Here is a 21407-nt window from a genome sequence, read left to right on the forward strand (position 1 = left end):
ACGTCATGAGACGAGCTTCTTTTTCTTTGAAATTAACCTATAGCAACATGAGAATTAAACATCGAGTATTCGCCTTAATCTCTCTGATCATGGCCGTAAGTTTTCTAACTACGTACTTTTCCATTCAATATGCTTACTCTATCTATGATGAGCAGCTGTATTCCAAATCGTCCCAGCTTTTGAATTTATCGTCAAGCGGGATTGAAAACGAGCTGAGAAAGATTGATAAGCTTACCTTCAATATTGTCACTGACGCTCAAGTTCAAAGTCTGCTCCCTCAAATCAATCAAGATACAACTGAATTTGAAAAATACCGGATTCGTTCTTTTATAACGGACAGGCTTGTACAGTATGCAGGCTACGAGAAATATATCAATTCTATTGAAGTGACGGATTTGCAGGACGGACTGTCCCAAGCAGGTCAGATTATTAGGTCCTTTCCCTCAAAAAGGCAAATGATTTTGAAAGAATCCGCTCTAGGTCTAGGTGAAACACGATGGATCATGCCGGATGATGATGAAAACTATGTGATCGCCGCTCGGGAAATAAGGTCTTATCAAAATTTGGAGCTAAATCGGCTCGGAACCATTATTGTGCGCATCAAGTTCGATAAAATTGTAGAGGATGTCGTAGCGGGCACCGAGTTGAAAAACGGAGAGATCCGTATTACCTCGAACGATCGCACCATTTTCCCAATTTATACGGATACAGCAGATGAACCTACTATTACGAACGTCAATGCAGCGCATCAAGGCTATATGATTAAGGAATTTAACGGTAAATCCTATTTTTTTACTGAAATAAAATCGGGATATTTAGGCTGGACTTACCTCAGCTTGATTCCGTTTGATAAGATTTTTATGAAAATCATTCTGATGAAAAATATTTTGCTTGTTGGGTTTATCGTTAGTTTGCTGGTGGTCATGGTGTTGGCTATCAATTTCTCAAGAAGCCTGACTCGACCTATTGAAGAGTTAATTGGACAGATGCGCCAGGTTCAGAAGGGCGATTTTCGATTGGCAGAGGCGGAGACGGCCAGCTGGACTAATGTGCAGATGGATGAAGTGGGCCAGCTTCAGCGCACCTTCCGAGTCATGATTCAGCAAATCAACGAGTTGATTACAGAAAATTACTCCAAGCAGCTAACGATCAAAGAAACGCAGTTTAAAGCGCTGCAAGCGCAAATTAATCCGCATTTTTTGTACAATACACTTGAATCGATCAATTGGATGGCCAAAGCAAACGGACAGCCGCAAATCTCCAAGATGGTAGAATCACTCGGTTTTCTGCTAAGAAGCTCTATCAGCTTGAAAGAAACACTTATAACCGTTGGGGAAGAGATGGATATTGTGATGAACTATATTACGATCCAGAAATTCCGTTTTGAAGAACGGTTGATTTTTGAAATGGATATTTCCGATGATGTGAAGCGCTTGCTGCTTCCTAAGCTTACCCTGCAGCCGCTGCTCGAAAACTCTATTCACTATGCGCTGGAATCGATGATCGAGCCCTGCTTTATCCGCATTTGGGCTCATAGAGAGCCGGGGCGTGTTCTATTGGTCGTTGAAGATAATGGACCCGGGATGGAGGAAGAACTGCTTAATCAGGTGCGAAGAGGGGAAGCTAGAACTCGGGGAAGCGGAATCGGCTTGAAAAACATTGAAGAACGTATCATTATTGCTTTTGGCGAGGGCTACGGTTTACAATTGGACAGCGAACAAGGTAAAGGTACGAAGGTCTCTGTCATAATACCGGATGAAATGGGGAATCAACATGTATAAGGTATTACTGGTTGATGATGAACGGATAATATTGGAGGGCATCTCCAACGTAGTGGATTGGGCAAAAGCAGGGACAGAGCTAATGGGGACAGCCCGGAATGGGATTGAAGCCTATGATAAAGTACAATTGGACCCGCCCGATATTATTATAAGTGATATTAAAATGCCAGGGATGGATGGGCTTCAGCTGGCTGCCAAAATTACGGATAACTATCCTAATATTAAAATGGTCTTACTGTCAGGCTTCGGAGATTTCGAGTATGCTCGCTCAGCTATCCGTTATGGGGTTAAGCAGTATTTATTGAAGCCCTGCAACGAAAATAAAATTGTTGAGGTTCTCCAACAGCTGGTCAAAGAGATTGAGCAGGAGGAGCAGCGCGAACAGTTCGTCAATAATATGAGATATGGGCTGGAGAAGATACTTCCCCATGTTAAGGAACAGTTCTTAAAGGAATTTGTTACGAATAAAACGTATGGCAAGCGGGATTGGGACTATTATCGCAATCTGTTTAAGCTGGATCTTGAGAATCATAAGGTTCGTTTAATCTTGTTTCAGCTTGAAGGGTACTTTGAGTTTGAGCATATGTTTGCCGTTAAAAATATTGCAGAGGATTTCTTGAAGAAGAAAATGCTATTAAGCTCGACAGTTGGCGAGCAGGTGTTGATAGTTGTAGAGGACTCTGAGCCTGTGAGTGAACTGCATGATTGTATTAGTCTAATCCGAGAGACGTTTCTTCGTTATTACAAGATCGATCTTACGATTGCATTAAGCGAAGCGGATGAAATTACAAGAGCAAGAGCACTGTACAAACAAACATTGGAATGTTTAAATTATCGCTTTTATTTGGGAGAAGGAAGCTTAATTACGAAGCGTGACATCGTTGGAGTTGAGCAGCCAGAACCTTGTGAGCTTGTTTTCGACGAGGATAATCTAATGCTGCAAATCAAAACAGGCAATTGGGAGGAAGCTTCCGAGGAAATCGATCTCTTTTTTCTGAAGGTGGCGGGTTTGCGTTCTAATATCCTTACGGCTAAATCCTATGTTATTCAGCTGTTTATGGCCATGATTCGTCTTGGTGACGTGGATGCAATTCATCAATATAGGGATAAACTGGTGACGCTGATGGATTTGGAGACACTGCAGACCATCCAATCCTTTTTCAAGGAGGTTGCCAACCAAATCACATTAAGAAATTACGAGCAGATGAAAAATAAGCATAGCGCTATAGTGGACAAGGTTTTGGACATTATTAACGAGCATCTAGGAAATCCAGAACTGTCACTTAACGGGGTAGCTCAGCAAATCCTTTATATGAATCCTGACTATTTAGGCAAGCTGTTTAAAAAGGAAACGGGAGAAAAATTTTCGAACTATGTGATGAAAGCGAGAATTAATAAGGCGACGGAATTGATTGGCCAAAAGTCCGATATTAAGATATTTGAGCTGGCTGAGCAGCTGGGTTTTGGGGATAATCCGCAATATTTTAGTCAAGTGTTTAAGAAATATACGGGCTGTACACCCTCTGAATATATCAAATCAAACTAATAATCCTCTGTTTTTTTAACAAGAATGACGGTTTTTTGAATTTATAAACTATTCAGATAGGGGGATAATAGGGATAGAAATTGCAACGCTCACACATGGGGAGGATACAGAGATGAAGAAAGGCTTAACAATGATCTTATCGGCTTCGTTGCTATTAACTGCTGCGGGCTGTGGTGGAACTGGCGGTAATACAGCACAAAAGCCAGCTGATGCTGTTGCTGGAGGAAGCAAGGAGCCTGTAAAGCTTAGAATTGCGTGGTGGGGTGGACAAGCAAGACATGACTACACGTTGAAGGTTATTGAGTTGTACCAACAGAAAAATCCTAACGTCAAGATAGAGGCTGAATATGCAGCATTTGATGACTACTGGAAGAAGCTGGCGCCACAAGCCGCGGCGAATGATATGCCGGATATTATTCAGATGGACCTTTCTTACTTGAGTCAATACGGCGGAAGAAATCAATTAGAAGATTTGCGTCCTTATACCAAAAACAATACGATTGATGTAAGCGCAGTATCGCCTAATACTCTTAGCACAGGAGAGTTGAATGGAAGCCTTTACCAAATTACTCTAGGGGTTAATGCACTAAGTGCGACAGCCGATCCTGAGCTTGTGAAAAAAGCCGGAGCGACTATGCCTGCCAAGGATTGGACTTGGGACGATATGGAAGCAATGGGCAAACAGCTGAAATCTAGCGGTAAGCTTCTGGCTGACTATTTGCGATATGAAGTATTCTTCAATTACTACCTGCGTTCGGTAGATCAGAAGCTGTATGCAGCGGACGGAGCAAGCCTTGGCTACACGGACGATAAGCCGTTTATCGATTATTATAAGCGCTACCAAAGAATGTATGATGCAGGCTATTTCCTGAGCTTGGATAAGCTGGCACAGAAGAAGTCTACGCCTGAGGATGACGAGATGGTTCTTGGCAACTCATTCGCATCCTTCGCATGGTCCAATCAGTATGTAGCTTGGTCTGGCGCTGCTAAACGTCCTACTGAATTGATTCCGATCCCAGGCCCGAATGTTAAGAAAGGCTTGTTCTTGAAATCGAGCATGGGCTTCTCCGTAACTAAGAATTCGAAGCAAAAGGAAGAAGCGGCGAAATTCATTAACTTCTTCGTTAACGATATCGATGCGAACAAAATTATTAAAGGTGAGCGCGGCGTGCCGATTTCATCCAAGGTGAAAGATTCATTGAAGCCAATTCTTACACCTGAAGAGGTTAAAGTATTTGATTATGTAGCTTGGGCAGAAAATAATAGCAGCCCGTCCGATCCTCCGAACCCAGTTGGTTCCGTTGAAGTTGAAAAGCTGTTGAAGGATTTGAGCGAGCAAGTTCTTTACAAAAAAATCACGGTTGAGGATGCTGCGGTTAAGTTCCGTAAAGATGCCAACGCCATTCTTGCTAAAAATAAAAAGTAAGTGCTTGCAGGATCAGAGCTGCCTTGATGGCGGTTCTGATTTTTTTTATTGCGAAATGGATCAATAGTAACCGAACTTGAATTCGAACTATACTCCCTGGGAGAATTAATCTTATATTCGGTTTTATCTCGAAAATTTATTCGCATTACATGTAAAAGAGTTAACTCTTTTACAAACAAGCCAAACCCATGCTAGACAAGGGTAATTGCGAATAGTAAAATACATACAATTCAGTGTTTTTTGAATAGTCTGATTTTTGAACAAAAAAGACGGATTTTTAACTTCTTTTTTATTCAGGGAAATGGATAATTAATAAAGTATTCAGTTAATAAGGGGAGGCGTTAGAAATGAAGAAAGCGCTAACATTAATGGTATCTCTGTCTATGTTATTAACCGCTGCAGGCTGCGGTGGAGCAACGCCTCCGGCATCTGGCGGTAATGATGCCGCCAACAAAACAACACCGGCAACGACACCGGCCGCCACGGCATCTAAAGAGCCGGTGAAGCTTCGCATCGCGTGGTGGGGCGGTCAGGCGAGACATGATTATACTTTGAAAATCATTGAGCTGTACCAGCAAAAAAATCCAAACGTTAAGTTCGAAGCCGAGTATGCTGCATTTGATGATTACTGGAAGAAACTAGCCCCCCAAGCAGCAGCAAACGATTTGCCCGACATTATACAAATGGATGACGCCTACATCAGCCAATTTGGTGGAAGAGGCCAATTGGAGGATTTGCGTCCTTATATGGAAAAAGGCTCACTGGACAAAAGCTCGATTGCTCCAGGCTTCCTGAAAATTGGAGAATACGATGGCAAGCAGTACCAAATTACATTAGGTGTTAACGCACTTGGTGCAACCGTAGATGCTGAGATGCTGAAGAAAGCGGGAGGCACCGTACCTGCGAAGGATTGGACTTGGGACGACATGGAGGCTGCTGCTGCGAAGCTAAAGGCTAGCGGTAAGCTGATAGGTGACCGTCTCGATTATAAGACGTTCTTCCCGTACTACTTGCGTTCAGTTGATCAAAGAATCTACAATGCCGATGGAACCGGTCTAGGCTATGCCGATGATAAACCTTTTATCGATTATTTTAAGCGCTACCAAAAGTGGTTTGACGCCGGATACGTACTTCCGTTAGATAAATTGGCACAGAAGAAATTCACGCCTGAAGATGACGAAATGGTGTTGGGCAACGCATTCGGTACCTTTGCTTGGTCGAATCAGTACATTGCTTTTAACGCAGCGGCCAAACGTCCGACTGAATTGATACCGCCTCCAGGACCCAATGGTAAAAAGGCTTTATTCCTGAAGTCTAGTCAAGGTTTATCCGTTACCAAAGGCTCTAAAAATAAAGAAGAAGCAATCAAATTTGTTAACTTTTTTATTAATGATATCGAAGCTCACAAGATTATGAAAGGCGAGCGCGGCGTTCCTATTAACTCGAAAATACAAGAAGCGTTGAAGCCGCTTCTGAAACCGGAAGAAATTAAAATTTTCGATTATGTGGCATGGGCAGAAGCGAACAGCAGCCCGAATGACCCGCCATACCCAGTAGGCTCGGTTGAAGTATTGAAATCACTGCAAGATGTAACTGAGCAAATTCTTTATAAGAAGATTTCGGTAGAAGACGGTGCAGCTAAGTTCAGGAAAGAAGCTAACGCCATTCTTGTTAAAAACAAAAAGTAAGCGTTAACAGGGTTGGGACAGCATCTAGATGTTGCTTTCCAGCCCTTTTTCTTTCACATGAATTGAACGGTGGGAGTCGGTTTTTTGAACAAAATGAACGGTTTTTTGCCTTCCTATACCATCAGGAATCTATATAATTAAGGAAGAAAAGGTTAGCAATATTAATCGTACACTACTTGCATGAGGAGTTGAAATTCATGAAGCTACGGGAAAACGATAATGTGGTAGGTTACGTATTTGCCGCACCGTTCATACTAGGTTTTCTTATTTTCACAATGTATCCGATATTGTCCTCTTTGTTTTATTCCTTTACTGAATACAACTTGATGGAGTCTCCAAAATGGATCGGATTAGCTAATTATGAAAAAATATTTCTAGATGACGAGAAGATATGGAAGTCCTTCGAGGTGACCTTTACGTATGTTCTAGCAAGCGTTCCACTTCGTTTAGGCTTTGCTCTCATTGTTGCGATGCTGCTCAATAAAGCAATTAGCGGCATTGGCGTTTACCGCTCGGCTTACTATTTGCCGTCTCTAATTGGTGGTAGTGTTGCGGTTTCCATTATGTGGACGCAAATTTTTGGAGATAAGGGACTTTTAAATTCTTCATTGGGTTTAATCGGTATTCACACCGACACTTCTTGGATAGGCAGTCCCGGCACGGCATTGTGGACTTTAATAGCGTTATCTGTGTGGCAGTTTGGGTCATCCATGCTGATTTTCCTGGCAGGCTTGAAAAACATCCCGATCTCCTATTATGAAGCTGCAGGCGTGGATGGAGCGAATGCATGGCATCGCTTTTTCAAAATTACATTGCCGCTGCTTAGCCCTATCATTTTGTTTAATCTTATCATGCAGACAATTTCAGCTTTCATGACTTTTACACCGGCCTATATTATTTCCCGGGGCGAGGGCGGACCGCTCGATAATACACTTTTATATTCTCTTTATTTATACCGCAGAGCGTTCGTATTCTTTGAAATGGGATATGCATCCGCGATGGCTTGGATCATGCTGATTATCGTTGGAGTTATCGCACTGGTTATTTTCAAAACATCTAAGTATTGGGTTCACTACGAGTCGAAGGAGGCGAAGTAGCATGACGTTCGGTAACACTCAAATCAAATCGCTCCTTTACCACTTGATGGTAGGCGGGATAGCTCTTCTTATGCTTTACCCGATTCTCTGGCTAGTTGCCAGCTCGCTGAAGCCTAATGATGAAATTTTTTCTACTGCCTACAGCTTAATTCCAAGCCGCTTGGACTTTAATAACTATGTTACAGGTTGGAAGGGCTTCGCTGGCAACACATTTAGCACCTTTTTCAAAAACTCATTCATTATCGTTATTTTATCGACTATAGGCGCAGTTGCTTCTTCTGCTCTGGTAGCGTACGGATTAGCTAGAATTCCTTTCAAAGGAAAAGCTTTCTGGTTCGGCTGTGTCATGATGACGATGATGCTGCCGCATGATGTAACTATCATTCCTCAGTATGTAATGTTTGCAAAGCTTGGTTGGCTGTCTTCCTTTAAGCCGATTATCATTCCTAGCTTTTTCGGATATCCGTTCTTTATCTTTTTGATTATGCAGTTTATCCGTACCATACCGCACGAGATGGATGAGGCCGCCAAGATAGATGGATGCAATAAGTATACAATCTTCTTCAGAATCATTGTTCCGCTTATTGTTCCTTCATTAGTGACATCTACGATTTTCTCGTTTTATTGGAAATGGGATGATTTCATCAATCCGCTGCTTTACTTGAGCAAGCCTTCGTTGTATCCGGTATCGCTTGCATTGAAATTATTTCTTGATGGAGATTCACTCAACAACTGGGGCGGAATGTTCGCGATGTCAACAGCTTCGCTTCTTCCAATTATTATCGTATTCTTTATCTTCCAGAAATTTATTGTGGAAGGCATCAGCACCAGTGGGTTGAAAGGTTAATGATAGATGAATAGGGAGACTTTAGGGGGAGATTTAGAGATGCCAGCATTACAATTTGATGAAAATGAAATTCGTGAAGTGATTGATAGAGTCGTTCACCGTACATTCCAAATGGACTTTAACTGGGATTGGCCAGGTGGCGTGGCGTTTTACGGCGTAACAGAGGCTTATGAAGCGACGGGCAAGCAAGAATATCTGGATCTGTTAAAAGCTTGGATAGATGAGCAGCTTGAAGATGGTCTGCCGAAATTAACTGTAAACGCAGTTTCAGTCGGTCATTCACTGCTAAGCCTGTATAAAGCTACTGGGGAAGACAAATATATTGAATATGCTATACAAATGGCAGATTTCTTAAAGAATGATGCAGTGCGGTTTGCAGATGGTATTTTCCAGCACACGGTTAACTCGGAAGACTATAACTTTCCTGAGCAGGCGTGGGTGGATACGATGTTTATGGCTGGATACTTTCTCGTTCGAATCGGTACGATGTTGAACCGTGCGGATTATTTAGAGGATGGAATCAAGCAATACCATGGACATGAGGAATTTTTGCAAGACCCGGCAACGAATCTGTATTATCACGGCTGGGATCACCTGGAACAAAGCCATATGTCGGGTATTTACTGGGCGCGGGGAAATTCTTGGGCGGCTATCACAATGGCAAGGGCGCTTAAGCATATTCATGTTACACATCCATCATTTATGATTATAGAAGGATCTCTGCGTGATCAACTGAGCGCACTAGTGCGGCTGCAGGCGGATTCAGGCTTGTGGCACACGATTGTAAACGACCCAACTTCGTATACCGAGACATCCGGCTCGGCGGGAATCGCAGCAGCATTAATTTCAAGCGGCAAGATGTACAATAAGTACGTTAATAAGTCCATTGTGGGCATTTTGGACCGTATCACTGAAGAGGGCTCCGTAGGGGGCGTATCTGCTGGAACCGCGGTTATGCGTGATGCGGATGGCTACAAAGGCGTACCTCATAAGCGGGTTCAAGGCTGGGGGCAAGGATTGGCATTAACTTTCCTATCATCCCTGCTCTCACGCAAGGAGTTTTAATTGTAAGAGATTTGACCGCCGTTAGTTTTATACGGCGGTTTTTGTGTATAGTAGAATGAGAAAGATAGAAAGATAGAAAGATAAACTATGGGGGAGGTTATATAGATGAACAAGGAGTTCAAGTTTGATTTTGGCGTAAGCCTTGCAGTTTCTGGATATATTAAAATTGGACAACAATCGATCTATGATGCTGCAAAGGGCTATGGCTTTGAGGATGTAAGCCGTGTATATGCAATTGAGCGGGAAGCATCTGAGGCAGGTGCGCTTCGAAGTGACTTCTGCATCCCTTTGGAAACGGCATTTATCGTGGATGTGCCGAACGGCAATTATACGGTTTCTGTAATGATGGGGGATACGCTAACCGCAACAGAAACGACTATCAAATCAGGTGAGGGCCGCCTTCTTATACATAAGCTGCAAACAGCTGCGGGCCAGTTTGTTAAGCGCAGCATTGGCGTGCATGTCGCTGACGGGCAGCTTAAGCTCATGTTCTCGGGCATCGCGCCACGGATCAACTCGCTAGAGATCAAAGCCAGCTCTCAGATCGTTACCGTTTATTTAGCAGGAGACTCTACGGTGACCGATCAAGCGCTGGATGGATATCCATATGCTGGATGGGGACAGATGCTGCCGCATTATTTGAATGCAAGCGCCGCTGTGGCCAATCATGCTATGTCGGGTCGGAGCTCCAAAAGCTTTATAGATGAAGGACGGCTTGAGGCTATTTTTCAGCTCATTCAGCCCAATGATTATTTGCTTATCCAATTCGGTCATAATGACCAGAAGCCGGATGAAGAACGACGTACTGAGCCTGAAACGACATACAAGCAATACTTGAAAAAGTACATTGACGGAGCTCGGGAGCGGGGCGCTGTTCCCGTGCTAATAACGCCGGTCCATCGACGTTTTTTTGATGAGAAGGGATGTATCGTGAATACGCACGGCGATTATTTGCAGGCCGTCAAGGAATTGGGACAAGCGGAGCAGGTGCCAGTCATAGACTTGGCCGAGAAAACTCGACTGCTTTATGAGTCTTATGGGGATGAGCGCTCCAAGACGCTGTTTATGTGGGCGGTGCCGGGAGAATTCCCGAATCATCCTACAGGAGCACGCGACAACACCCACTTTCAAGAGGTGGGAGCGATTCAAGTCGCTAAGCTTGTAGTTGAAGGGATTAGAGAGCAGCAGCTTAATCCGTTGATGTTGTTTTTGCATTAGAGGTAATGGATATGTAACAGGCACTTCCTGGCGTTCACCGCAGGGGTGCCTGTTTTGTGTTGTGATCACACAGGCAAAGACAAAGGTAAAGACAAAGACAAAGACAAAGACAAAGACAAAGACAAAGACAAAGATAGTCCCGCAAAACCTGCATCTATACAGCCTTTTGGTCGTTTTATCGGCAGTCTCCGTAAATACATGCAAATATGCATCTTTTTTCCATGCTTAGCTGAACCGGAATGTTTTGCACGAAAAATGCTGTACTTTCGCAGTTATTCCTCTCAACAGCAAATTTCGGTAGAAAAAAAACTGTATGTTTACAGGAAATTGTGCAGGCTGATGATCGGAAAAGGGTCAAGCACTGATTTTGAGGTAGGTAGAAGCGTTTTTACATGAACATATATTTTCTCTGTCTTAAATATACTGTAGTGATCAACAATGAAACATAAGTTTCATTTACGAAGAGCCACATTTCTAGGGAAGGTGAAGCTCATGCAGGGGACAGCACCCATAGCCGTAAGAAACGGAACTATAGTTACAGCTGACCGGTTAATTCCTGGAGGCGTTGTTCTTTTGGATAACGGCTTGATTGTCAATTATGGCGAAGAAGGCAAGTTAGAGGTGCCGGGAGATGCGGAGATTATAGATGCGGGCGGTGCTTTTATCACTCCGGGATTCGTTGACATTCACTGCCATGGAGGTGGCGGCTTTTGGTCCTGGGAGCATCCTTATGAATTTGCAATTGCTCATCTGAAGCATGGAACAACCACTATTCTTCCTACCTTTACTTACAATGAGAGCCGTCATCAGGTTATGGAAGGGCTCCAAACCATCATTCAGACGATGGCTTCAGAATTACCGTTTGTTGAGGTCATTGTCGGCATCCATATGGAAGGCCCGTATATCAACAGAAAGTATGGTGCAGTAACGTCACCGATTCGTCCCGTTGATCCCGAGGAATACAATGAAATCCTGGATCTGGCAGGCGATAAAATTAAGGTGTGGACGCTCGCTCCTGAGCTGGATGGTCAGGAAGCGTTTATTGCTGAGGCATCCCGATATAATATCTCTTTTTCCGTAGGTCATTCGGAGGCGACAGCCGAGCAAATATTTCGGTTCGTTCCATTCGGACTGCGAATTGGCTGCCATTGTACGAATGCTTCCGGTACGACACCTTCAACCTCCCGGTATGGAGGCACCCGCGAGGTTGGCGTTGATGAAGCCGTACTCGTTCATGATGATATTTTTGCTGAGGTAATCCCGGATAGTGAGGGCATCCATGTCAGGCCCTTGATGCTGAAGCTAATTCATAAAACCAAAGGAACCGATCGAGTCATTATCATTACGGATGGGATGCCTTCGTCCGGTGTAAATACAGGAGATCCTTCGGATGTGAACTGGAATCATCTGGGGCAGCTGGCAGGAAGCAAGCTAACCATGGACAAAGCCGTCAGAAATATGATGCGGCATGCTTCTGTAGGATGGGTGGACGCGTTTCGCATGGCTTCGCTAAATCCGGCCAAAGTGATTCATCAGGATCACCGTATTGGAAGTATAGAAAAGGGCAAGCTTGCCCATCTAATAATCGTTGATGAAGAGGTCAATGTGAAGCAAGTCATCCTTTCCGGTCGACTCTTTCAAGAACCCATTATTGAGACGGATTCTTGAAGGCGGCTTCATTTAACACCGATAGGAGTTGGAGTCATGTATACGGTCTGCTGTGATTGTGGTTTGGAGCATCACGAATCGGTCGATTATGCCTGTCGTTCGTGCTCAGGTATTTTATTGCCCGCTTATGAGAAAACGGCTGCCACTCCCTTACATGAAACGGAGCTGAACGGGATATGGAAGTATCACAGGTACCTCCCTCCGGTGCCGAAGGAATACAGGGTTTATATGGGGGAAGGCACAACCCCGTTAATTCCGAGCGTGAGCCTGGGAGCAAAGCTCGGAATAGGCGAGCTTTATTTCAAATATGAGGGCGGGAATCCTACAGGATCGTATAAAGACCGTATTGCCGCCATGGGACTGTCTTGGGCACGGGCCGCTGGACGTACGGCCTGTATAGGCACCACCTCAGGCAATGCTGGAGCTGCAGTAGCTGCTTATGCAGGGAGAGCGGGAATGCCTTATCATCTCTATGTGTTGGAGCATATGGCGGAAGCCAAGCTGGCTCAAGTGCTGGTACACAAAGCTCAGGTTCGCAAAGTAAAAGAGTTCGGAACGAATCCAGAAGTCGGAGAACTTGTATTTCAACGGATCTTTCAGGCTGCCGTTAAGCGCAATTGGGAAGTCATGATAACGGCTTACCGATACAATCCCTACGCGATGGAAGGCGTGAAAACCATTGCATTCGAACTGTTTGAACAGCTAAAGGGAGTGCCCTCGCACATTTATACCCCAGTCGGGGGAGGCGGTCTCTATTGCGGCATATGGAAGGGCTTCGACGAATTGCAAGCGGACGCTCGGTCAGATGGAATGCCTCACCTGGTGGCGGTTCAGCCGGAAGGCTGCTCTAATATCGTAAAAGCATATAAGGCGGGTTCGCCGGTACCGCTGGATGGACCCTCCTCAACATCCATCTCCGGCCTTCAGGTGCCGAATCCGCCGGATGGCAAGTTAGTGCTGCAGGTGATGCATAAAGGCGGCGGGTCCGCAGTCTCCGTCGAGGATTCGATGATTTGGGAAGCGCAAGAGCTGCTTGCCGAGCAGGAGGGTATTTTCTGCGAGCCTGCCGCCGCAGCATCTGTTGCTGGATTGATTCAAACGTGCAGGGATGGAATTGACCGGTCTGCGATGCGAATTGTTTGTATCGTTAGCGGTACCGGCTTTAAGGACAGCCGAAGGTTGTCCGATATGACTCAGAATCTTACAGTTCCTTGTCTGGAGGTATCGGAGCTGGATATTTAATTAATTGGTTGAGAGGACGGTTGCTTATGAAACGTATCCGATTAGGTTTGATCGGGCTGGGACGATTTGCCGAGCTGCATGCCCGCATTATTACAAGGCTGCCTCAGGTCGAGGTTACCGCACTTTGCGATCCTGATCCGAAGCGTCAAGCCACCTTCAAGGAGTGGTTTCCGCAGGCGCGTTGCTATGAAAGCTGGTCGGATATGCTTACAGCTGAAAGCTTGGATGCAGTAGATGTGCTGACACCGGAGCATTTGCACGAAGCGCCGGTTCGCGACGCTTTACGCGCCGGGGCTCATGTGTTTGTCGAAAAGCCGCTGGCTCATACTACGGAAGCGGCCGACCGACTTGTTCAGGAGTCGATCGATTGCGGGCGATTGCTTATGACTGGGCATGTTCTTCGTTTCGATCAACGGTATATTTCGGTGAAGGAGCGGTTAGGCGGCGGTTCATTGGGAGCGATCCGATCCATTTATGCCAAACGCAACAATGGAAAAAGGTTCTTTTCCCAATATAATCGCATCTCACCTGTCTTTATATTGGGCATTCACGATATCGACCTCATGCACTGGTATATGGAAGATGAGGTTACCGAGGTTTACGCGGTACGTTCCTTTCCCGCAGGTTCTGCTGCTCCTGATTTAAACAGTGCGATCCTTCGATTCAGCAGGGGAGGCATAGGAATCTTGGAATGCAATTGGCTGCTTCAGGATGGTGCATCCTCATTTCAGGATATTCGAATGGAGATAACTGCAGAGCATGGGGGTGTCCATATTCAAGATCCGGAAGCCTCTGTTCTTTATACCGGCAAAGAGAAGACAGAGGCTCCGTCATTTTCTGTACTGCATGAAGCTCACGGCCGTATAGGTGGAGCGCTCTTTGACGAACTGGCTCACTTTGTCGATTGTATGGCTTCTGGTGTCCCATCTACAATTCTTCGTCCGAAGGATGCCGCTAATGCGGTAAGGGTTGCGTGGGCCATAGAGCAATCCGCAGCTGTGGGCCATCCCATTAGCTTGTCGTCACGGCTGGAGGTTAAGGGGCCGTGAAGCTTACAGACAACGTGTATGTGATTGGTGGAGGAAGCTTGGGGTACGGTATAAGCAGCCCATATGATTGCAATGTCTATGCGTTTGAACTTGAGGAGAAAGTCATCCTTATCGATGCGGGCTCAGGCATGGGGGAGGAGGACCTATTACGGAATCTTAGCGAAGATGGAATAGCAACTGAAAGGATTCATTGTTTAATTCTTAGTCATGCCCATGCCGACCATGCGGGAGGCGCGAGCGGGCTAAAGATGAGGTTAGGAATACGCGTGTTAGCTTCGGCTCTTACGGCTTCAATTGTAGAGTCGGGTGACGAGGAACGCAGCTCTCTTTCTCAGGCAAGAAAAGAGGGGGTATACCCGGATGGGTATAGGCTTACGCCTTGCGAAGTAGATCAAATCATTGGAGAAGGCGATGGGGTCGGGATCGACAGCAGCATTAGGCTTCAGGTTATTCCTCTACCTGGTCACAGCGCAGATATGATTGGCTTATATGATCCTGGTTCCAGATCGTTATTCGCAGGAGACGCGATTTTTGAGGCCGGTAAGCTGGCTGTGCTAACAACAAGAGACTTTTCGATGGAACAATATCGCTTGTCTATTGAGCGCCTCTCCTCGCTGGAGGTCGACCATTTGTTTCCGGGGCATGGAGCGGCGGTTCTTGTGGATGCAAGAGCATCGCTGCTTGCTGCCCAGCATCGCTTTGAACAAGGGCTCCCGCCGGAGAGCATCGTATAAGAAGTAGGAAGGGGCGATGGGAATGCAGCATGATACTCCAAGCTCACCGATCACCGATTTCGTATGGGACCGGAGCATAAGGAATTTGAAGCGCAGCCGCAGACTTTCACTGTTCAGTGAAAAGAAGGATGACGATGCGTGGCTGCCGGTTCTGGAAATATCCGGGTCAGAGGAAGGGCCGGCGCTATTGATACTTGCGGGCGTACACGGGGATGAGTATGAAGGGGTCGATGTCATCCTGCGGCTGTTCCACAGCTTATCGCCTGAAGAAGTTAAAGGCAGCCTGCTGATGATCCCAACCGCCAACCCTTATGCATACCTTGGCGGCTCGCGAACCAGTCCTGAGGATACAATGAATTTGGCAAGAGTCTTTCCTGGCAGCCAAGAGGGGACAGTGACGGAAAGATTAGCTTACGAGCTTCATAATCGATTTATCGCCAACGCCGAATTTATGCTCGATCTGCACAGTGGTGGAACCCATTACGCAGTTGCAACCTTGGCAGGCTACTACCATGACAAGTCCACCGATTTCGGCCGAAAATGCCGTGAAGCGGCGGAAGCTTTCGGAGCGAAGGTATTGTGGGGACATTCCGAAGTTGCTCCGGGGAGAACCGTATCCTCTGCCCAGTCTCTGGGTATCCCGTGGATATATACGGAAGCTTACGGCGGTCGCCGTATTAGGCCGGAGGACAAGGAATTTTACTATAACGGTTCCATTCGCTTGCTTCGGCATTTGGGAATGATCCGTACACCTGACAGTGGAGAAAACGAGAACGTCCCGATTGTAAGTCGAACGATATACGGCGACGGCAACTTTGATAAATCGGCGCTTTCGGAAGCGGACGGATTTTTCATCCCGGAGGTTTCTTTGTTAAGCGAAGTCAGGCGAGGGGATCGAATCGGTACGATTTACGGCTTGGATGGAGCCGAACTGCAGCAAGTCATTTCCGATTCGGACGGAATTGTGGTTATGCTTCTCGGTACGCCGGCAGTCCGCAAGCAGGAGCCCATTTATTTGTTGGCCTCATTGGCATAAGAAATCTTTAGGAGGAGCTATATGATAACTAAGAATGAATTAAGCAAGTTCAAGGGGATTCACGTTGCTATTAGTTCTTGCTATGACCAGGCAGGGGAAATTAGCACGGAGGCCGTGAAGAGGCTAACCCGCTTTTTGATCGGACATGGGATAAACGGTATTTATGTAGGGGGCAGCACAGGGGAAGGCTTGCTTCAAAGCGTAGATGAGCGAAAACGGGTGCTGGAGGCAGCTATTGAGGAGAGTCGGGGTGAAATAGCAGTTATTGCGCATATCGGAGCGATCAATACGAGAGACAGCGTCGAGCTGGCCGTACACGCAGAACGGGCAGGGGCAGATGCGTTATCTGCAGTCCCGCCGTTTTACTACCGACACAGCGAAAAAGCCGTAGGAATGCATTGGTCAGCCATACTGGACAGTACGGAGCTTCCGTTCATTATTTATCATATTCCCTCGACGACTGGCTTTAGCTTGACAACTGGACTGCTGCGAGAAATGATTACGGATTCCAAAGTGATCGGCATCAAAATTTCATCTGGCAGCACCTTCGAGCTGGAGCGTTTTAAGGCTGTCGGAGGTGATGAATTCCTGATGTTCAACGGACCCGATGAGCAGTATTTGGCCGGACGAATCATGGGAGCCGATGCCGGTATTGGGGGGACCTATGGGGTCATGCCCGAGCTGTTTGTCCAGTTGGAGCAGCTGTTTGCCGCCGGCCGGCTTGTAGAAGCCCGGCAGCTGCAAATAGCTATCAACGATATCATTTCCGATCTACTGAGTCTGCCTATTCATTCTGCACTTAAGGAGCTGCTCCGCTTTCGTGGAGTGGAATGCGGCTCGGTTCGCGCACCGATGGAGGAAATAACCCAGTCCCAGCTTCCGATTGTAGCGGATATCCATGCGAAGATTTTACGTGCCATTGAAGCATACGCTACCAAGGATTAAGCTGTCCGGCAAGGCAAATTAGCGCTAATGAGCGAGGTTACAGCTGTGAATACAGTGAATCGTAAATTCGTTATGACCTATTTGCTTATTTCTTTATACGGGGTTGTCCTGACCATGCTGCTCGACTCCAGTATTTCAGCTTCTTTAATTATGCTCTTGGGAGGGAACGCCTCTCAAGCGGGCAGTGTTGATTCGCTGGTTAATCTGGGCGCTATTCTAAGTGCTGTGCTCTCAGCTTATATGTTAAGCCGGTTCCGCTTATATAAGCACATGTTTCTTGTTTTTAGCCTGTGCAGCCTGCTTAGTTTGGTCGGTCTCGTTGTATGCTTGCTTGTGGCATCACCTGAAGTAGTTATTGTCAGCACCTTGCTTACTGTATTTTTATATTATTTTTTCACTGGCAGCCTGTCCTTGCCCTTATATGAATTGTTGAACCAGTTTGTGGACAAAAGGTCCAGAATCGTTGTCATGAGCAATTGCTTGGCGATAGGCCAGCTGTGCTCCATGCTTGTGAGCTTGGGAATTGCTTGGCTGTTAAGCCGTCCGGCTGGAGAACCGCTGCTGCACTACCGCTGGATCTTTGGTTTTGCGGCATTCGTCGGCTTCCTCAATCTTATAACGATGCTGAGGCTGGAGAGGGTAGAGGTGAAACGGGAGACTGCAGAGCCATTAAGCTTTAGCTCGCTTTATCTTAATCAATTTAAAGAGATCAAAGGAAGCCGATCGATTCAGCTTTTTATGGCTGCCGTTATTCTCTATGCTTTCAACTGGTCGGCAACTGGATTATTCATCGGGCTTGGTTATCGGGAGAACGCTATGCGTATGAATGAAATTTTGGCTTCCGGTATTTTTATCCGCACTCTGTTCAAAGCGATTAGCTATTACCTATGCGGTCAGCTCGCCAAACGTTTTGGAAACAAGGCGATTCTGATCACAATCGGGATTATAGGCTTAGGCTCACCGATAACCTCTTTGTTTCTGTCTGTCGATGCTTTTATCATTGTCTTAATTGCTACGAACCTTATGCCTATGGCTTATGTGTACTTTTTAAACCATTTGTTTGAGCGCTCTGATGAAACAACGTTTAAGGGAAGATTCACCTTCTTTACGCTGGCTGCAGTTCCCTCTACCGTAAGTATACCTCTTCTTGGGGTGCTCGTTGAGCACCAGCCTGCTGTCTTTGGGATCATCATGCTGATGATTCAGCTGGCGGGTATTTCTTTGGTGATGAAATTTAAAACGGTTGAGACAGACCCCAAGGTTGGGCCTCCGGCATGACCACTAACATCCATTTTCGCACAAGAGGCAGGCAGTCCGTCTGAGGTAAGATTTTTGTCGAATGAAGGAGAGAGAGATACGATGAAAGAGACCGAAGATAAGCTAGAACGGTATACGATCCAATCAATCGATAAAGCGCTGGATTTAATCGAGCTGCTTGCCGATCGAGGCTCTCTGAGTCTGATTGAGCTTACCGAGCTTCTAAATCAGCCCAAGTCCTCTACCTACCGTATTGTCCTTACCTTGGAGAATCGGGGGTTTATTAGCCGAAGTGATGAGGACGGTAAATACTGTCTGGGTTATAAGCAGCTTTTGATTACAAAAAATCTTCTGGAGCGCAATAACATACGGACAGCGGCTTTACCGGAAATGAAAAAGCTTTCCGAATTATTCGGAGATACGGTGAATTTGGGAGTGCTGCTTGAGGGAGAAATAATGTATTTGGAAATTATTGAAAGCATCCACGCTTTACGGATGACGGATTCGGTTGGTTCGAAATCTCCGTTCCATGCGACGGCTATGGGGAAAGCGATCCTTGCCTATCTTCCGGAGAAGCTGATTGAGCAGCTGCTGACTCAATTTGGGTTGCCCGCGATAACTCCTCAGACCATCACCTCCAAGGAAATATTCCACCAAGAGCTCGAGAAGGTACGCTGCTGCGGTTATGCAATTGATGATCAGGAGATTGTGGAGGGAGCCCGATGTGTGGCAAGTCCGATATTCGGCATGTTCGGGCATGTCTACGGAGCCATAAGCGTATCAGGTCCCATGCACCGTTACAGCGATGATAAAATTCCCGAATTGTCCAGACATGTGTCCACAGCTGCAGCGTCCGTTTCCTTAAAGCTGGGACATGAAAATTCGTTGAGTCCGAGCAGCAGGGCTGAGCATTAATATTTTAAAACTATGGTTTCATTTTTTAGCCGGAAACAAGCATATTTCATTTCATGCCGCCGTATAGATACGAATAACAGAAGCTTGAAAGGTGTCGAAACAAACGTTAGCTAGTCATAAATTTGGGGAGGTTAGCCATGAAAAAAATATGGGTTGCGCTGCTGTCGGTCATGTTATTGGCGGGTTTCCTAGTCTCCTGCACCAACACAGATACGCCTGCACCAAGCACTGGCAAGAAAGAGGCGGTGCCGGCAACTCCGGCAGACTCCGCGCCGAAAAACTCGACCCAGCCGGTGCCCGAAGCTATGGGAGAGAAGCTGCTGCTTGCTTCGTGGGGCCCGGATGATAAGTTCGGTGCCGCTTGGGCGGACTACGGCGGTTTTCTAAAGACCAATTTATTCCGTAGATTGCTGATGCTTAATGAGAAAGGGGAACCGGTTGAGAAGGATTTGGCGAAGGATTATACCATGTCAGCGGATGGGCTCACCTACACGTTCACGCTTCGCGATGATGTCAAATGGCATGATGGTAAAAGCTTTACTGCTGAAGATGTAAGGTGGAGCATAGCGACTGCTATTAAATCAACCTCGATCAACGCCATTTTCTCAGGGGCATTCAGCAAGATTGTAGGCGCCAGTGAATGGAGGGCGGGGAAAGCAACCGAATTGAGCGGAGTAACCGTCGAGGGCAATAAGCTTACTGTTAAATTGACCGAACCCGTGGGGGTATTCCTGCTCACGATGGCGCAATGGCCTCCGTATCCGAAGCATCTGCTGGAGAAAGAAGACCCTGCTAAGATTCATCTTGCTTCCTTCTGGGAAAAGCCGATTGGCAATGGACCTTACATGCTGACGGAAGTACAACCTAACAACTATGCAATTATGGAAATTTTTAAAGACTTCTATGGAACTAAGCCTAAAATTGAAAAAATTAAACTTCAGACTATGACCGAAGATAAAATTGTCACAAAATCACAGGCGAACCAGCTTGATTATATTTCCGTGATGAGTCTCGACCAAGTAAATGAAGCGCTCAAAAATCCAGCGTATAAAGCTTATCCTGTCGATATTTTCTTTGATCGCTATTTCCAGGCGAACATGCTGGGAGCGGACGGTAAGCCGAATAAAAAAATTGCCGATTTGCGGATTCGTCAAGCGCTGCTCTATGCTATCGACCGTAAAGCGCTGGCTGAGAAGCTGTTTAAGGGCCAGGCCGAGCTGCTTGAAACCAAGATTCCTACGAAATTAACCGAGTATAACAAGAATGCGGTCACGTATTCATTTGATCTGGAAAAGGCTAAGAAATTGCTGAAGGATGCCAACTTTGATTTCAGCCAACCGGTTAAGCTGCAATATTACTATACGGATCAACAAACCGTCGATCTAATCGATACTGTGAAATATTATTGGGAGCAGCTCGGTGTGAAGGTGGAAGCCTCGCTTATGAAAGGTAATTTGCTGGAGCTGATTTACACAAAACGAGATTACGACTTCCTGTACGCCGGATTATCAGCCATGGCATTGGAGGAAGCATACGGTCTCTTCCATACGGATAGCCCACTCGGCATGCAGGTGTTCGGCGGAGCCAAGGATAAATGGGATCCGTTAATCGATGAGCTGAGAAGAACGTCTGATCCGCAGAAGAGGAAAGAAGCCGTCGGCAAGCTGCAGGATATGGAGAGTCAGTTCTTATGGCATATGCCGCTCTTTTCACTGAAACAGTATGTGCTCGTCAATGAGTCGCGATTGAAGACGGCTGGAGTTTTCGGCAACGAATGGACGAATTATAACAGGCAGCAGCAAAATTGGGAGCTCAAAGTGAAATAGATCCGCTAGCGTAACCATTACGGTAAGGCGTCAGTACCATTCGCCAGCGCCTTACCGTTTCACATTT

Annotated in this window: 17 protein-coding genes; all 17 read left to right on the forward strand. The window is 46.1% G+C overall.

Going from position 1 to position 21407, the window contains the following annotated elements; genetic code table 11:
- Window positions 1–47: 47 nt before the first annotated feature.
- The 17 genes from GC093_RS23595 (at window position 48) to GC093_RS23675 (ending at window position 21340) form a co-directional block, all read left to right on the forward strand.
- Complete coding sequence (locus GC093_RS23595; protein WP_246315122.1) at window positions 48–1781, forward strand: sensor histidine kinase; 1734 nt, start codon at window positions 48–50, stop codon at window positions 1779–1781.
- Window positions 1774–3327, forward strand: a complete 1554-nt coding sequence (locus GC093_RS23600) for a response regulator transcription factor (protein WP_171654358.1) — start codon at window positions 1774–1776, stop codon at window positions 3325–3327. Before GC093_RS23595 ends, GC093_RS23600 begins: the two co-directional genes overlap by 8 nt.
- A gap of 112 nt (window positions 3328–3439) precedes the next feature.
- On the forward strand, window positions 3440–4753 hold the full coding sequence (locus tag GC093_RS23605) for an ABC transporter substrate-binding protein (protein ID WP_171654359.1): 1314 nt from the start codon (window positions 3440–3442) through the stop codon (window positions 4751–4753).
- A gap of 347 nt (window positions 4754–5100) precedes the next feature.
- The gene (locus tag GC093_RS23610) at window positions 5101–6441 is read left to right on the forward strand and encodes an ABC transporter substrate-binding protein (protein WP_171654360.1); all 1341 of its coding nucleotides are present in this window, start codon (window positions 5101–5103) and stop codon (window positions 6439–6441) included.
- Between the two features lie 197 nt (window positions 6442–6638).
- Window positions 6639–7538, forward strand: a complete 900-nt coding sequence (locus GC093_RS23615; protein WP_171654361.1) for a carbohydrate ABC transporter permease — start codon at window positions 6639–6641, stop codon at window positions 7536–7538.
- A gap of 1 nt (window position 7539) precedes the next feature.
- Window positions 7540–8385, forward strand: a complete 846-nt coding sequence (locus tag GC093_RS23620; RefSeq protein ID WP_171654362.1) for a carbohydrate ABC transporter permease — start codon at window positions 7540–7542, stop codon at window positions 8383–8385.
- 39 nt (window positions 8386–8424) lie between these two features.
- A complete protein-coding gene (locus GC093_RS23625) occupies window positions 8425–9450 on the forward strand; it encodes a glycoside hydrolase family 88/105 protein (RefSeq protein ID WP_171654363.1) in 1026 nt (341 codons plus the stop codon).
- Window positions 9451–9555: 105 nt separating this feature from the next.
- The gene (locus tag GC093_RS23630; protein WP_171654364.1) at window positions 9556–10668 is read left to right on the forward strand and encodes a rhamnogalacturonan acetylesterase; all 1113 of its coding nucleotides are present in this window, start codon (window positions 9556–9558) and stop codon (window positions 10666–10668) included.
- Window positions 10669–11160: 492 nt separating this feature from the next.
- The gene (locus tag GC093_RS23635) at window positions 11161–12336 is read left to right on the forward strand and encodes an N-acetylglucosamine-6-phosphate deacetylase (RefSeq protein WP_171654365.1); all 1176 of its coding nucleotides are present in this window, start codon (window positions 11161–11163) and stop codon (window positions 12334–12336) included.
- Window positions 12337–12372: 36 nt separating this feature from the next.
- Window positions 12373–13578 carry a threonine synthase gene (locus GC093_RS23640; protein WP_171654366.1) on the forward strand — a complete coding sequence of 402 codons (1206 nt, stop codon included), beginning with the start codon at window positions 12373–12375 and terminating at the stop codon, window positions 13576–13578.
- A gap of 26 nt (window positions 13579–13604) precedes the next feature.
- Window positions 13605–14627: a Gfo/Idh/MocA family protein gene (locus tag GC093_RS23645; protein WP_171654367.1), complete on the forward strand. Its 1023-nt coding sequence runs from the start codon at window positions 13605–13607 to the stop codon at window positions 14625–14627.
- Entirely contained in the window at window positions 14624–15361 is a 738-nt protein-coding gene (locus GC093_RS23650) for an MBL fold metallo-hydrolase (RefSeq protein WP_171654368.1), read from the forward strand. Before GC093_RS23645 ends, GC093_RS23650 begins: the two co-directional genes overlap by 4 nt.
- 22 nt (window positions 15362–15383) lie before the next feature.
- Window positions 15384–16397 carry a succinylglutamate desuccinylase/aspartoacylase family protein gene (locus GC093_RS23655; RefSeq protein ID WP_171654369.1) on the forward strand — a complete coding sequence of 338 codons (1014 nt, stop codon included), beginning with the start codon at window positions 15384–15386 and terminating at the stop codon, window positions 16395–16397.
- Between the two features lie 21 nt (window positions 16398–16418).
- Window positions 16419–17342: a dihydrodipicolinate synthase family protein gene (locus GC093_RS23660; RefSeq protein ID WP_171654370.1), complete on the forward strand. Its 924-nt coding sequence runs from the start codon at window positions 16419–16421 to the stop codon at window positions 17340–17342.
- Between the two features lie 27 nt (window positions 17343–17369).
- On the forward strand, window positions 17370–18620 hold the full coding sequence (locus GC093_RS23665) for an MFS transporter (RefSeq protein ID WP_171654371.1): 1251 nt from the start codon (window positions 17370–17372) through the stop codon (window positions 18618–18620).
- An 81-nt stretch (window positions 18621–18701) separates the two neighbouring features.
- On the forward strand, window positions 18702–19514 hold the full coding sequence (locus GC093_RS23670) for an IclR family transcriptional regulator (RefSeq protein ID WP_171654372.1): 813 nt from the start codon (window positions 18702–18704) through the stop codon (window positions 19512–19514).
- Between the two features lie 137 nt (window positions 19515–19651).
- Window positions 19652–21340, forward strand: coding sequence for an ABC transporter substrate-binding protein (locus tag GC093_RS23675; protein WP_171654373.1), 1689 nt, complete (start codon window positions 19652–19654; stop codon window positions 21338–21340).
- The last annotated feature ends 67 nt before the right edge of the window (window positions 21341–21407 follow it).

It is taken from the genome of Paenibacillus foliorum (genome assembly GCF_013141765.1).
Classification (GTDB): Bacteria; Bacillota; Bacilli; order Paenibacillales; family NBRC-103111; genus Paenibacillus_S; species Paenibacillus_S foliorum.